The following is a 14,450-nucleotide window of genomic DNA, read 5'->3' as shown; positions in this document are numbered from 1 at the left end:
GCGCAGCGGACGCTGAACGCAACGGCGCTAAGAGCGCAGCGGACGCTGAACGCAACGGCGCTAAGAGCGCAGCGGACGCTGAACGCAACGGCGCTAAGAGCGCAGCGGACGCGAAGGTTTTTAGGTCGGGTAAGAGTGTGCTTGGGGTTATCCCTATAAAACACTCTGCGCTCTCTGCGTCCTCTGCGCCTTACTCTACATTGCCGGCTACCGCGTCGCTTCGGTTCTATAAAACACTCTGCGCTCTCTGCGTCCTCTGCGCCTTTGCGTTACCAATCTCTGCGCCTCTACTGTTAGAGTTTCACTAGAACTTGACCGCTGCCATTGACACGCTTTCGCGCGCGTTTCACAATACACATAGTGCGGAAGGATATTCCCTTCTGCTTTCGATGATGGAGATGTGCTATGAGCGAGGCAACGTTGCATGAACCAGAACAAACGACACCTGAGACTCTGCCGCTGATTCCACTGGAAGGAGCAGTGGTCTTCCCGCATACTGTGGTGAGTTTGACGCTCGACGATCTCGGTGTGGCAGCCGCCGAGGCCGCGGTGCGCGAAGGGCGTTATGTGTTGCTGGCGGCCCGCCGCCCCGACCCGCCGGCTGAGGCGCCGATTGTCGAGCAGTTTTTCCGGGTAGGCGTGGTAGCACGTATCGAGCAACTTGGTACGCTTCCCAACGGTTCGACCGGCGTGGTTGTGCGTGGGTTGGTGCGGGCCGAACTGGGGGAAGCGACACAGACTTCGCCTTTTCTACGTTTTACCTTTACGCGCCGGCCTGATGTGTTTGAACGAACTCCTGAACTCGAACAATTGATGGTAGAAGCGCACGCTGCCATCGATGCGGTGCTCGAACTGCGGCCCGGTGTGACCCAAGAGATTCGCAATTTTGTGCGCTCTATCGATGATCCCGGTCATCTGGCCGATAATACCGGCTATTCGCCCGATTACACCTTTGCCGAACGGCAAGACCTGCTCGAAACGTTTGATGTTGTCGAACGGCTGCGTAAGGTGCGCGATTTTTACCGCAGGCAGTTTGCGTTGCTCGAGGTGCAAGCACGCCTCCGCCAAGAAGTGCAAGAGAGCGCTGCGAAACAGCAGCGTGAATTTTATCTGCGTCAGCAGTTGAAAGCGATTCAAAAAGAGCTGGGTGAAGATAGTAGTGAAGCTGCTGAGCTCGATGACTTACGCCAGAAGCTGGCTGCCGCCAACCTACCCGATGTGGCCCGTAAAGAGGCTGACCGCGAGTTGAACCGATTGGCTCGCATTAATGCAAGCTCGCCGGAATATCAGATGGTACGTACCTATCTAGAGTGGTTGGCCGAACTGCCGTGGAATAAGTATACCGGCCAGCCGATTGATATTGCGTATGCGCGGCAGGTGTTGGACGAAGACCACCACGGCTTGCAGAAGGTCAAAGAGCGGATCCTTGAATATTTGGCGGTCAAGCAGCGGCGTGCGATGTTGGGTGAAGAGAATCTGCGGGCTAATCGCGAGCCGATTCTCGCGTTTGTGGGGCCACCTGGTGTCGGTAAGACGAGCCTCGGTCAGAGTATTGCCCGTGCCTTGGGGCGAAGCTTTGTCCGCATGAGCTTGGGTGGAGTTCGCGATGAGGCCGAATTGCGCGGCTTTCGCCGCACGTATATTGGTTCGCAGCCGGGGCGGATTATTCAAGAGCTGCGTCGCGCCGGTACGGCCGATCCGGTGATCTTGCTCGATGAGATCGATAAGCTCGGCATCGATTACCGTGGCGATCCGGCAGCCGCGCTGCTCGAAGTACTTGACCCAGAACAGAACCATACCTTTACCGATCACTATCTCAATCTGCCCTTCGATCTCTCACGGGTGCTGTTCCTCGCCACGGCGAACACGTGGGATACGGTGCCACCGGCATTGCGCGATCGGATGGAGGTGATCGAACTCTCCGGTTATATCGAGGACGAGAAGGTACAAATTGCCCTGAGCCATCTGGTGCCGCGTCAGTTACGCGCCAATGGCTTGCGTCCTGATGAGGCAATGGTAACCGAAGAGGCATTGCGCTGCATTATCAACGAATATACGCGCGAAGCCGGTGTGCGTAACCTCGAACGTTCAATAGGTGCGGTGTTGCGTAAGGTGGCCCGTCGCCTTAGTGAGGGCGAGATTTACCCAGCCAGTCTGCCGTTTGTGGTCGATGCCGCCTTTGTCCGCACTGCCTTGGGGCGCCCGCGCTTCACCAACGAGACCCGCGAACGGATCGATCAACCCGGTGTCGCGATTGGGTTGGTCTGGACGCCCGTCGGCGGTGATATTATCTTTGTTGAGGCGAGTGCAGTCGAAGGAAAGAAGGAGTTGATCATCACCGGCCAGCTCGGCGATGTGATGCGCGAAAGCGCCGAAGCCGCGCTGACGTATGTTCGTTCGCGCGCCCGCTCGCTCGGCATCGAACCGGATTTCTTCGAGACCCACGCCATCCACATTCACGTGCCGGCGGGCGCAGTACCGAAAGATGGCCCCTCGGCCGGTATTACGATGGCAACCGCATTGGCTTCAGCAGCAACCGGTCGCCTCGTGCGTGATGATCTGGCAATGACCGGTGAAATCTCGTTGCGCGGACGAGTGTTACCGATCGGTGGTATTAAAGAGAAGGCGCTTGGTGCGCATCGAGCCGGTATTCGCACGATCATTTTACCAAAGCGCAATATGCACGATCTCGATGATCTGCCACTGAAGGTGAGCGCCGAGATGACATTTATTCCGGTTGAGACTCTCGACGAGGTGTTGAATATTGCGTTGTTGCCGCCGAGTGAAAACGCGCCGGTCATTACGATGCCACCCCGTACCGACGAGGTGCCGGTATCGTGATGTGGTCGGGGCAATTTCCTCCGGCGCCTGCATTGAGGTGCCGGTATCGTGATGTGGTCGGGGCAATTTTCTCCGGCGCCTGCATTGAGGCGCCGGGATCGTGATGTGGTCGGGGCGCAGGAACGTGCGCCCTGACCGTAGCCCTAAAATGGCATCCGTGGCTATACGCACGTTTCCCACCGTAACCCACCGGCATACCGGTGAGTAATCTTACCGTTTTCACCGATTGCGAATAGGTAGAGCCAATCGTTGTCAAGCAGTTGTTGCACCTGTTCGTGCTTGGTGATAATAGCAGTCATTGCCTCAATCGGTGCTTCGATGAGAACGTGCAGACGGATCGGTTCATGCACGTACCGCTTACCGTCATGGACCGACTGCCAGGGTAGCCCAACCCGCAAATCGCCACCGTTGCCTTCCAGAACGCCAAGCGTCCCGACCACGTTGTGTAGCGTCTTGTTGCCACTACCAAAAACCCGATTATCCACCGTTGAGCCGAAGTATTGCAGGTTGATCCAGCTCGCCACAATCATCGGCGCGGTCATGATCAGCTCCAGTACGCTGAAGTCGCCGTCTTGCCGCCAGTCATAATTGTGCAGGAAAGCGCGCCCGTCGAGCGAGATGCCGGCGGTGCGCTCACGGGGTGCAGCAATAAAAGCGGCACACCCGGCCAGCCCCCACTCTGGCCGTACTTGCGACCAGTCTGTGCTACGCCGACGCACCGCCCGGTCAATGTCGGTGTTGCGGTCGACGTTGAGTAGGGCTGCCCGCTCGGCCCGCGCCAACCGTCCGGCAGCGGCCAGATCACGTTCCAACTGCTGGAGATCATCGGCATGGCTGGCCGGAATATCACCCTTGTCAAAGATGGTCACATCATCGGTCGTCGTGTCATGGAGACCGGCCACGAACACCGTGTCGGAGGGAATAACGATCCCGTGCTCGCACAGACCGGCCCGCACCGCCGGATCGTTGAGTATCTGCACGGCGACCCGCACGTTTGCCTCGCCGGTGTGCCCACCACACGCGCCACAGTCGAGACCGGTCGCGTGTGGATTATTGACAGTAGTCGAGCCGTGACCGGCCAGTAGTACGATCCGGGCAAAGTTGTCGGTCAGTGACATCGCCTTGAGCGCACCAGCTGCGGCAGCGATCCGCTGTGCGAGCGGCATACCGATCAGTCGTCCGTTGAACGAGCGCGGTTCGAGGCTCGGCTTAACTCGTGCGCGCGTTTGTCCATCGAGACCGAAGGTTGCCGGATGCGGCACCGGGCGGGTTATGCCCAGCGTGTCGAGCAGCAATTTGCGCACATAGGCCAAACCAACCGGCCCGACGAAACCAAAGCACGAGACCGGAGCAAATTTAAACATACGCCACGCCTTTGCCACGCGCTGACGCATCGCTCGCTTGGTGATGGCCGCTTCCACTTCCGATGGCGTAGCACCGTCAACCGATTCGGCAATCACGAATTGTGGTGTCAGTAAGACCGGACACTGGGCGCCACCTTCCGCCTCGGCCAATGGAATGTACTCGATTGGAAAACCGAAAAATCCGGCGAAACCAATCGTCTCGATCTCGCCAGACACTGTTTCCAGCGCGCGGCGGAAGATCTCAGAACGCACATCAATACAGAAAGCAGCTTGCACGCGCTTGCGGGTTCCGGTCGTGACCGGTGCTGTCACACCGAGTTGCGCAAACAATTTGCGCCGGTAAGCGTGCTCAAATGCTCGTTGCAGCAACAGATCACCACCTAGCACACGCTTAAACTCATCGTCGTCTTGCCCATTGCACATCTCACCGATCGACTGCTCCCACGCAGCGGCCACCCCATCGCCGGCAAAACTCTGCCACAATCCCACTTCCCACACCAGTCGAATAGCCAGTAGATCGGTGAGCGTCTCATCCTGACCACCGTACAATTCTGCTTCCCAACGGAGGTAGCGAGCATAGCTGGCCCAACCGTGGATTGACAGCAACAACCGATGAAGATACGCCTCCAAACCGGTCGCTGGAACCTGCAACTGCTTGAGCGCAACAACGATTGTCTCTGTTGCAGTACTGGGCATATCGCGTAACACACGTTGGAACGCACGTGCACCACGTACCTGAGGTGTGCGATCGAACGCCGCTTCAGCCCGCCACGCCGCGTATGCCGGCAGCTTAGCCCATGGTGAGCGCCAGTACGATTGACCGAGATCGAAGTACGCACCGGCCCAGTTTGAGATGGAATCGGTCACGATAGCAGACCAATTGCTGCCAGTTATCTTTGCCGCCAGATCGGCAACCGTCGGCAGGACATTACCTACCGGCTCTGGTGAATTGTCGCGAGCAAACGCCTTTAAAGCGGCAACTGTCTCCGGCGCACCGCGGAAGGGAATGCCCTCCGCCAAAGCGGCAGCGAGATCATCATCGGTAATCCGACCACATTCGATTGCTTGGGCATAAAACGAGCGCGGCAACGTCATCCGGGCGCCAGCCCGACAAGCCAACACATGCGCGGCTTGCTCAAATGAGTAATCGATCAAACCAAGATAAGGGTTTACCGCGACAAAATTGCGTAACGGCCAGAGAGGTGCAATCCGTTGCTCGGCACGCCGCACTGCGTCAGCAATATCTTCGCGTGATAGCGTCGGAGAGGGAATAGCGAATACCGACATCGTTTTGATATTAGTCTTAACCATCGTCATCGTGACGTTCTCCTGTTGTTGTATCGTTATCGGCACACAGCAACCACTAAGGCGCAATAGGTAGCGCCACGTCGTCGGACATTCGGCGTCTTGGCCTACAGCAGATTAACGAGCGAGACGGAACGTATCGAGCAAACGGTCGAAGACCGCGTTGGCGTAAAAGCCGTGCTTGAGATGGACATAGAACGCGCGCCACGCCGGTCGATTGGTGAGCGCAGGCAAGTAGGAACTCAGAGCCATCACGATAACGAACGCGCCGACAGCCATCACAACTGCCACCCACGTGATCGGATCGAGTGGCGGGTAGACGGCGACCGCACTACTCAGTAGGAACTCGGCTATCACCTCGAGCGCAAAAAACGCCAGTGTGACGAGAGCGGCCATACCTACCGTGCGACTAATTACAAACAACGGAGCTTTGCCGGTCGTGCCTTTTATCAACAGATAAGCCACGGCAGTCATAAAGATCGTGACCATTGCCGTCTCAGCCGGGCGCTTGGTGATATCGATCCCGATGGCAGTTGCCACAGCCAAAAACATCAGCACTGCCACCGCCATATTCGCCAGCAAAGCAAACGGATGCGGCACCTGATTAAGCTTTTGGGCACCGGTATTACGCACGTACTCGATTACACTACCCGACGAAAGGAAGGCATGGGCCTTGTAACACGAGTGGGCAATGAGATGCATAATCGCCACCGTATGCGCACCAAAACCGCATAGCATCAGCATAAAACCCATGTGCGCTGCACTCGAATAGGCCAGCGACACCTTCACGCTACTCTGGGTGATCATCGCAGAGGAAGCAATAATCGAAGTCAAACCGCCCACTACAATCAAGCAGACCAACGCCGCCGGATTCAAAAAGACCAGCTCACCAAACCGCACTACCAAAAAAGTACCGGCATTCAGCAAACCGGCGTGTAGCAACGCCGACACCGGCGTCGGCGTCTCCATCACCTCAAGCAACCAGCCGTGGAACGGGAACATCGCCGACTTCAGCGCTGCAGTAACCACGATCAACAGCGCCCCGATGACCGCCCCGGTCGGTGCAATACCGGCAGCCAGCGCGCTCGCTGCGGCCTCACGCAACATCCCAAGATCGGTTGTACCGAAGGTCTGCGCCAGCAACACGGCGGCGATGATCAGACAGGCATCACCGATCCGCGCTACGATAAATTTCTTCCGTGCTGCCCGAATTGCTTGAGGCCGATCTGGGTAGAAGACCAACAGCTCATGCAAGGTCAAACTGGTCATAACCCACGCCACGACCAACTGCCACAAATTGCCGGACAGCACCATCAATAAGACTGCGCCAATGGTCAAGTACAAACGGATAAAAAAGAGCTGCTGACGCGGATCACCATCGAGATAGTTCCGACTAAACTGGATCAGTACCGACCCGAGGAATGTCACCAGCAACGACATTACGACGCTGAGCGCATCGAGACGTAGTGATAGCCCCACCGCACCAATGCCGATCAACGGACTCACTAATGGGCCATGAAGAGCAACGACCACTCCCAAGATCACCATCAAGCCAAACGAAGCGATGCTGATGGCTCGCCCAAGCTGAAAGGTCAATTCAACCGATGGCAAAAGCCTCAACATCCCCAACACCCCTACCATCATCAGCGAGAACGGCACGAGATACGTGAGCAGTGCCAGCACACCATCCATACAACCGAACCTCCTCGATTTCAATAGTCGACAGTTGGATAGTAGCATGGAGTTTTCAATCAGTAAAATATATGTATCTTCTCAATTTGTTCGTTTTAACAGAACAATCACACGAGCAGTCATTGCGGAAGCATCAATCATCTGGCATACTGAGGGGAGATAACCTGTACGATCCGTGACCGGAACAGTGTATGTTAAATTATCATCACCTTCGTTACTTCTGGATTGTGGCACACGAAGGTAACCTCACCCGTGCCGCCAAGAAACACAATATCGCTCAATCGGCGCTCTCAATGCAGATCAGCGCGCTCGAAGACTATCTGGGACAACCGCTGTTCGAGCGAGTAGGCCGGCGGCTCGTCTTGACTGAAGCAGGACACATTGCGCTGAACTTTGCCGACGAGATTTTTGCCAAAGGCGATGAACTCCTCGGCACGTTCGGTCGCTTGAATGAAACCCAGCAGCAGGTATTGCGTGTCGGTGCCCTAGCAACCCTCTCGCGCAACTTTCAGGTGCACTTTTTGCGTCCATTGCTACTCGATGTCGGTAGTAAAGTGATCATCCGCTCAGGCACCCTCGATGAATTACTCAACAGTCTCAGGTTGTACGATCTCGATGTGGTGCTATCGGATGTGGTGCCACCCCGCGATCATGCCTCACCCTGGATTGTGTATGTCATCGATACCCAGTCGGTCGGTTTGATCGGTTATCCGCGGCCAGATCGTTATCACACTCCACTAGAGGTTTTGTTGCAGACTGAGCCGTTGGTTGTTCCAACCCTGGAATCGACGATCCGTGCCGGGTTCGACGCCCTGATGCAACAATGGAACATCAGACCACATATTGTGGCCGAAGTTGACGACATGGCCATGATGCGTCTTGTGGCCCGTGAGCATAGCGGGTTAACCGTTATACCGCCAATTGTGGTGAAAGATGAATTAGACAGTGGTAAGTTGGTCGAATATGCCGTGCTCCCCGGCCTCGTCGAGACGTTTTGTGCGATTACGATGACGCGCCGGTTTCCCAACCCTCTCTTGAAACTCGTCCTCCCCAACCCTGCCGCACCTGATTAATCGCGATTCGAACTGATACCGACCTCTGCCTCCTCATCTCTAAGGGGGCTTGAAGTGAATTTGCCCTCAGCGGGCTATTATTGGCCTTTTTTTTGGTATTTTTACCATTGACCCGGAAAGGAGACGATGATGAAGTACTGGATCTATCTTCTTATTGCCATCTTATTTGAGGTGATGGCAACATCGGCGCTGAAGGCCAGTGCCGGTTTCACTCGTTTATGGCCCTCGATTATTGTCATAGTAGGGTATGCTATTTCATTTTTTGCGATGTCGCTCGCCTTAGAAGCTATTCCGGTTGGTATCGCCTACGCGATCTGGTCGGGAATTGGGATTATCCTCATTACTGCCATTGCGTGGGTTCTCTACGGTCAACAACTCGATATATGGGCAATGGTAGGCATCGGGTTTATCATTATAGGTGTCATTATTCTAAATCTTTTGTCAAAAGTTGAAGTGCATTGATAACGATGTTGTAAATTGACGATATGATAGCCGCCTTGCTACAATAAAGCTATCACCGATTGTATGCAGATAGGGCAATGACGTTCAAACGTACTGTCTTACAGCAACTGATTCAGCTTTGCGCACCGTTTCGCATGTTTCCAACCAACCTCACTCCACCTGAACGGGTGCAAGCGCTGATCAAACAACTTCATCCATTAGCCCCACCAACCCCTTTTATCCGGTTGGGGCCACGCGGTGATGGTGGGTACGTCGTTCCCGATGACTTACATGGCATTCAGGCCTGTTTTTCGCCTGGTGTCGGGCACATCTCTGCGTTTGAGTTAGCCTGTGCTGAGCGTGGTATGCAAGTATATATGGCCGATGCGTCGGTGGAAGGACCGGCGACTCATCACCCGGCGTTTCATTTTCGCAAGGTGTTTATCGGTGCAATGAGCGATGGGCAGTATCTTACGCTGGCCGATTGGGTGACCCACGAATTGCCGGCGGATGCGACCGGTGATCTTCTGCTGCAAATGGATATTGAGGGGTTTGAGTACGAAGTGCTTTTAGCTACTGCACCGGACCTTCTTCAGCGGTTTCGGATTATGATTATCGAGTTTCATCATCTCGATCAGTTGTGGAATAAGTGGTTTTTTCACACTGCCAGCCGAGCCATTGTCAAACTTTTGCAAACCCACGCCTGTGTCCATATTCACCCAAACAACTGTTGTAACATCGTTCGAATCGGCAACATTGCTATTCCACCGACAATGGAGTTTACGTTTCTGCGTTGCGATCGCTTGCACGGTACAACGTTCCGCCGCGACTTTCCCCACCCGCTCGATAGTGATAATACCGAGAAGCAACGTATAACTTTACCCGTGTGTTGGTACGGCGGTGCGTAAATCCTACCTTAGAGTGAAGCTAAAAACCCACTGAGCACACCGCGAAACGGACGCACCGCCTCGATATGCGGAAAGTGACCGCAATGCGGTATCACCACCAGTTGCGAACACGGAAGTTCACGATGAGCAGTGGTCGCATATTGCAAGGAGAAGATACGATCGTGTGCCCCCCAAATCAGCAAGGTGGGAACCCGAATCTCGTGTAGGCGGGCGCGCAATCCAGTTAGACCAAGATCGGTCGCCGTATAACGTCGGCTAAGGGCCGTCAATGCCCGTCGATTAGCCACCCCACTAATCGCTGCCCGCCCACGTTCAATCAACTCTGTCGTCACGTATGACTCAGGGTTGTGAAACGCAGCGGCTAAAAAGGCACGGACCACCGCCGGATGCGCTGAAAGCCAGAGGATCGTCTCGCCAAGCACCGGCCAACCACCGATGATCGTCAATGGCGATGGGTTGACAAAGCCATCGGTGGCGACTAACACCAAACGCGCTACCCGTGCTGGATGACGGATCACAGTTGCCAATGCGTATTTTCCCCCCATAGAGTGGGCAACAAAAGCAGCGCGCTCAATACCGAGTGCTGCCAACCACGCTGCATAGAGATCGCTCTGCAATGCCAAACCATACGGCGCGTGAACCGGTTTTTCGGAATGCCCAAAGCCCAGTGCATCTACGGCCAATGCACGATAGCCTTGTTCTGCCAACCACAGCACGGTCGGTTCCCAATCGGCACACGAACCGGCAAACCCGTGCAACAATACGACTGCCGGTCCGCGGCCCGCTTCGATCCAATGGAGTTGATAGCCGTTGACTCGCAACCATCGTGAACGCATAGAATATCCCTCATCAGGCAGAACCGACAGGAGTATACCACGCTGCTGATGGATGTTCGACAGGCATGCTACAATCACACTATTGACAGGTTGACGGAAGGTGATCACGCTTCGGTCAATCGTTGGCAAGCCATTGGAGCGCAGACATAGTTGGTAACGATGAGCGACTTCATCGAAATCTTGCAGATGCTGGCCGAACGATCTGGACGAAAACCATCGCCCCTGATCGCGCTACACCACGTGCCTGGCCGGGCCGGTGTGCGGATTAGCCATCTCACGATCGCCCCGGCGCTGAAAGATGCATGGTTAGATGTAGTCGGCTTACCGTTCTTTCAAGCCCAATCCACTGCGCTCGCCGCCCTCCGCCGCGGAACCGCTTTCGCGATCACCGGCACCGGCATGCTTAGTCGCGCGAGTCTGCACCTGCTGGTACTTGACTTACTCCATCACGAACCATCGGCGACAGCGCTGCTCATTGCCGCCGATCCCGATCAAGCACTCCTCCACGAGCGCGAAGCTACGGTACTAGCCCATTCTCTTCGTCCGCCCATCGCCATCACGGCTACCAATGGCTCCAACCGCCGGACAGCGCCGACTTCCCGCCTCGTCATCACTACGCTACCAGAACTACACAGCTCGCTCCTCCGCTTTCACGACCGCGCCTGGCGTTATTTTTGGTCACGCCTTCGGATGATCGCCATTCCCGATCTCCACACGTACCATGGCGTAGCTGCCGGCCACCTCAGTATGGCATTGTTGCGCGCGACACGGCTGGCCCCACACCCCCCTTTGCTGGGTGGCTCGGTGGCGCCGGTGAGTGGTGTCGAAATTGCCTTGCAACTGCTCAGCGGTCAAGAATGGCGGATCACCCCAGTCACCGATTTGCCCCATCCGGCAACGACGCTCGCGCTCTGGCAGAGCGATGGCGACCGTCAACACGAGATAATGCAGTTAGCCAACGCTTTCGTCACTGCCGGTGCAACCGTTCGTCTGGTTGCGAACCGGTTTGAGATCGGTACGCTGCGCGCATTCACCGGCGATGCACTAAGTGTTGGTTCCACCCCGCTACCGGCCCACGTTCAGATAATCACCGGTGCTGACAACGGCGCCGTACAGCTTTCTGCTGCTTTGAGCAGTGGAGCAATGCTGGTGATCCTGCTCCTTGGGCGTGGAATCAGCGAGCCAGCCCTGCAACGACTCGCGGTGACCGATCTGGCAACATGGCCTTTGCTCCAGCCTCCTGTCTGGCCACCGGCACCGATCAACTCATTCGTGGCTGCATTACATCTGGTCTGCGCCGCCAACGAACAACCATTACGCCAGCAAGAAATACAGCAATGGCAGCTTACCCCGACGGTCGAACGACTGGAAGCACACCTCCATCTCCACCGCCTCCCTCATCAGCCACCACTCTGGCTACCGGGCACACAGAGTGACCCCTACATCCCGCTCGATCTGCACGCTGCCGGTACCGATCCACTCTTTCTCCTTGATGAGCAAGGACAACCGATCGGTACTGCCGATCCTTCAATCACGGGGCGCTGGGCGTTTGTCGGGGCTGCACTCCCGCCACTACGCGGCGGTCAGCGAGTGATTGCTCAGGACGAAGAGCAAGCTACCGTACAGCTTGTTGCTGACAGTGGTCGGCGCACCATCCCCCTCCGTCGCTGTCGCGTACACATCCATAATGAGTGGGGTCAGCGTGAACTTCGACGTAAACAGGGACGTAAACAGGGTGGTCATGGACCACGGCTTGCTTGGGGCCGTGTGATGATCGAAGAGACGACCTACGCTTACCGCGAGCACAATAGTCGCAATGTCGTGCAAGAACGGACTTTACCGGCACCTTTCACATCCCAATGGCATAGTCCGGCGATTTGGATTCAGCTCAATCGTCCTCTAAATGTGACCGGTCAGTTAGTCGGTTGGTCATGCGCAGCAGCGATTGCAGTGCAGACGTTAGCCCGTTTGGAAGATTGTGTTCCCGCTTACGATCCAGACAATAACTATCTTTACCTGATCGATGCCCAACCGAGTGGCAATGGTCTTGCGGCATGGCTCTACGAACACTTAGAGACGATATTGCCGCTCGCCTACGACATTGCTCTCGATCAACGGCTTGACCCGCTGTTCGAGCCGCTTGCCCGTGCCGATATGGATTGGTTGTTGGCCGTGTTGGGCGGCGAGGTCGATATGACCATTGCACTCCCACCACGGGCACAATCTTCCGCAACACGCATATCTAACCCGCCGACACGCGCGCCCGACCTACCGACACGCGCGCCCGACCCACCGACGCGCCCGTCTGACCCGCCGACGCGCCCGTCCGACCCACCGACACGCGCGCCCGACCCGCCGACACGCGCGACCGACCCGCCGACACGCGCATCCGACCCACCGACACGCGCGCCCGACCCGCCGACACGCGCGCCCGACCCGCCGACACGCGCGCCCGACCCGCCGACACGCGCATCCGACCCACCGGTGCGTGCTGAACCACCGCGCCCAAATCGCGCTACCGGCCACACCCGCAACCGGTACAGCCGTCCACCTGACCGAGTACCACCACGCTCCAATGCTAACCGACCACAATCGATAACACCGGTTGAGCCGGAAACACCAGCCGCAGCAGCGCCAAGCGAAGAGCCAACTTTACCTGATGCCGAAGCCATCTTGGCCCGCCTGCGCCAACGGCGTTCGCGCATTGCAACGGAAACACCGCGCCGTAGCGAGTCGCCGGCTTCCGGTAATCCAACCTTTGAACCGCGCTTTCACCCTGGTGACCGCATCATCTGTATGCCATATGGTGCAGGCAAAGTCCGTCTTAGCCTGGTGAACGGCGACCGAGAAATCTTGATCGTCGACTTCGATGAACACGGCGAACTACGGATCGATCCGTCTGTCAGTGTTGTACGTCGCCTTCCTCCTGAAGAGCGTCATAATAGTGTAGAAGAGTAGCGGCATGTCGAATCCAGTCACGCTCTATCTGCCATTATTGACCCACGCCGACCCGCTGGTTCGTCGGCAAGCTACGACCATTCTCCTGACCCATTACGGCAACCGCGCCCTCACGTACTTACGTCGTCTGCTTGACGATCCTGAGCTTAGTGAACAAGCACAGATAGCGCTACGCCACATCAGCGAGATCAGTGGTCTGCGCATCGAACTACGCCCCTTCCGTGGTGTGTACGTTCACTGTCTCGGCGAGTTTCAAGTGTTCATCGATAGCCGGATGATCAAAGCGGAAGAATGGGGTCAGAGCGAAACTGGGCGTGCGGGTGGACGCAAAGTGCAAGGCATCTTCGCCTATCTCGTTCACTGTGGAGCAAGTGGCGCTCCCCGTCACGAAATTGCATCGGCAGTGTGGGATGGCGAAGCCAGCGCCAGCAGCTTTGCCCGTACCCTTACCGCATTACGCCAAGTACTCCAGCAGGTTGGCGGTGAAACTCTCACCAACCAACTCCTTATTACCGACCGGCAGCGCTGTGTACTCAACCCCGATCGTTACCAGAGCGATGCCGATCTGCTTGAACGCACTTTCGAGCTAGCGACACGAACCGTCACCGAACAAGGCCTGAGCGCTGCCGTTCCCTTTTTTCAATACGTACTCGACTTATACGATGGGCCGTATATGGAAGGGATTGCCGGTGCGCAACGGTGGGCTACCGAACGCGCAGCAAACCTCTTGAGTAAAACCGTCATCGCCGGCGAGCGATTAGCCGCAGATGCATTCGCCAACGGCAATGACCAACAGTGCATTCAATATTGTCAGCGTATTCTCGCCCTCGAGCCGCGCACCGCGGCAGTCGTAAGCTGGCTGTTGCGGGCAAACCATCGACTTGGCTTACCGATGGAGATGCAACGAGCGTATCAACGTTACCTCACCGCCACCGGGATCAACCCTCGCCGTAAACGCGACGATCCGGTGGTGCAACTCTATCACGAATTGATCCAATAACACAAACCCAGTAAAGCCGCACGGTAGTGCGC

Annotated in this window: 9 protein-coding genes; 6 read left to right on the top strand and 3 right to left on the bottom strand. The window is 56.4% G+C overall.

Annotated elements, in window-relative coordinates; genetic code table 11:
- The first annotated feature begins 405 nt into the window (after nucleotides 1-405).
- Complete coding sequence (lon, locus tag ACP5OT_RS16030; RefSeq protein ID WP_428132715.1) at nucleotides 406-2,841, top strand: endopeptidase La; 2,436 nt, start codon at nucleotides 406-408, stop codon at nucleotides 2,839-2,841.
- 161 nt (nucleotides 2,842-3,002) lie between these two features.
- Here the strand turns inward: lon and ACP5OT_RS16025 are convergent, their stop codons facing one another.
- Both ACP5OT_RS16025 and ACP5OT_RS16020 read right to left on the bottom strand, forming a co-directional pair.
- Nucleotides 3,003-5,522 (bottom strand): YbcC family protein, encoded by a 2,520-nt coding sequence (locus tag ACP5OT_RS16025; protein ID WP_428113417.1) that lies wholly within the window; start codon nucleotides 5,520-5,522, stop codon nucleotides 3,003-3,005.
- A 105-nt stretch (nucleotides 5,523-5,627) separates the two neighbouring features.
- Nucleotides 5,628-7,202 (bottom strand): proton-conducting transporter membrane subunit, encoded by a 1,575-nt coding sequence (locus ACP5OT_RS16020; protein ID WP_424677146.1) that lies wholly within the window; start codon nucleotides 7,200-7,202, stop codon nucleotides 5,628-5,630.
- A gap of 191 nt (nucleotides 7,203-7,393) precedes the next feature.
- On the opposite strand from ACP5OT_RS16020, the gene ACP5OT_RS16015 reads away from it, so the two are divergent.
- The 3 genes from ACP5OT_RS16015 to ACP5OT_RS16005 all read left to right on the top strand — a co-directional run bounded on the left by ACP5OT_RS16015 (nucleotide 7,394) and on the right by ACP5OT_RS16005 (nucleotide 9,624).
- On the top strand, nucleotides 7,394-8,275 hold the full coding sequence (locus ACP5OT_RS16015) for a LysR family transcriptional regulator (RefSeq protein ID WP_424677145.1): 882 nt from the start codon (nucleotides 7,394-7,396) through the stop codon (nucleotides 8,273-8,275).
- A gap of 129 nt (nucleotides 8,276-8,404) precedes the next feature.
- Nucleotides 8,405-8,737, top strand: a complete 333-nt coding sequence (locus ACP5OT_RS16010) for a DMT family transporter (RefSeq protein ID WP_424677150.1) — start codon at nucleotides 8,405-8,407, stop codon at nucleotides 8,735-8,737.
- Nucleotides 8,738-8,814: 77 nt separating this feature from the next.
- Nucleotides 8,815-9,624 carry an FkbM family methyltransferase gene (locus ACP5OT_RS16005; RefSeq protein ID WP_428113423.1) on the top strand — a complete coding sequence of 270 codons (810 nt, stop codon included), beginning with the start codon at nucleotides 8,815-8,817 and terminating at the stop codon, nucleotides 9,622-9,624.
- Nucleotides 9,625-9,632: 8 nt separating this feature from the next.
- Here ACP5OT_RS16005 and ACP5OT_RS16000 read toward each other — a convergent pair whose 3' ends face one another.
- A complete protein-coding gene (locus ACP5OT_RS16000; RefSeq protein ID WP_424677143.1) occupies nucleotides 9,633-10,460 on the bottom strand; it encodes an alpha/beta fold hydrolase in 828 nt (275 codons plus the stop codon).
- Between the two features lie 159 nt (nucleotides 10,461-10,619).
- On the opposite strand from ACP5OT_RS16000, the gene ACP5OT_RS15995 reads away from it, so the two are divergent.
- On the top strand, nucleotides 10,620-13,418 hold the full coding sequence (locus ACP5OT_RS15995) for a helicase (RefSeq protein ID WP_428132711.1): 2,799 nt from the start codon (nucleotides 10,620-10,622) through the stop codon (nucleotides 13,416-13,418).
- A gap of 4 nt (nucleotides 13,419-13,422) precedes the next feature.
- Nucleotides 13,423-14,418, top strand: coding sequence for an AfsR/SARP family transcriptional regulator (locus tag ACP5OT_RS15990; RefSeq protein WP_424677141.1), 996 nt, complete (start codon nucleotides 13,423-13,425; stop codon nucleotides 14,416-14,418).
- Nucleotides 14,419-14,450: the final 32 nt, after the last annotated feature.

The sequence above is a fragment of the Chloroflexus sp. genome (assembly GCF_049970315.1).
Taxonomy (GTDB): domain Bacteria; phylum Chloroflexota; class Chloroflexia; order Chloroflexales; family Chloroflexaceae; genus Chloroflexus.
Note: the sequence above shows the minus strand (reverse complement) of the source record. Positions and strands in the feature narration are given on the sequence as shown.

Excerpts from the sequence above, each read along its gene's own strand:
- ACP5OT_RS15995 (WP_428132711.1), top strand. The coding sequence starts at position 10,620 with ATGAGCGACTTCATCGAAATCTTGCAGATGCTGGCCGAACGATCTGGA.
- ACP5OT_RS16025 (WP_428113417.1), bottom strand. The coding sequence starts at position 5,522 with ATGACGATGGTTAAGACTAATATCAAAACGATGTCGGTATTCGCTATT.
- ACP5OT_RS16020 (WP_424677146.1), bottom strand. The coding sequence starts at position 7,202 with ATGGATGGTGTGCTGGCACTGCTCACGTATCTCGTGCCGTTCTCGCTG.
- ACP5OT_RS15990 (WP_424677141.1), top strand. The coding sequence starts at position 13,423 with ATGTCGAATCCAGTCACGCTCTATCTGCCATTATTGACCCACGCCGAC.
- ACP5OT_RS16005 (WP_428113423.1), top strand. The coding sequence starts at position 8,815 with ATGACGTTCAAACGTACTGTCTTACAGCAACTGATTCAGCTTTGCGCA.
- ACP5OT_RS16015 (WP_424677145.1), top strand. The coding sequence starts at position 7,394 with ATGTTAAATTATCATCACCTTCGTTACTTCTGGATTGTGGCACACGAA.
- ACP5OT_RS16010 (WP_424677150.1), top strand. The coding sequence starts at position 8,405 with ATGAAGTACTGGATCTATCTTCTTATTGCCATCTTATTTGAGGTGATG.
- lon (WP_428132715.1), top strand. The coding sequence starts at position 406 with ATGAGCGAGGCAACGTTGCATGAACCAGAACAAACGACACCTGAGACT.
- ACP5OT_RS16000 (WP_424677143.1), bottom strand. The coding sequence starts at position 10,460 with ATGCGTTCACGATGGTTGCGAGTCAACGGCTATCAACTCCATTGGATC.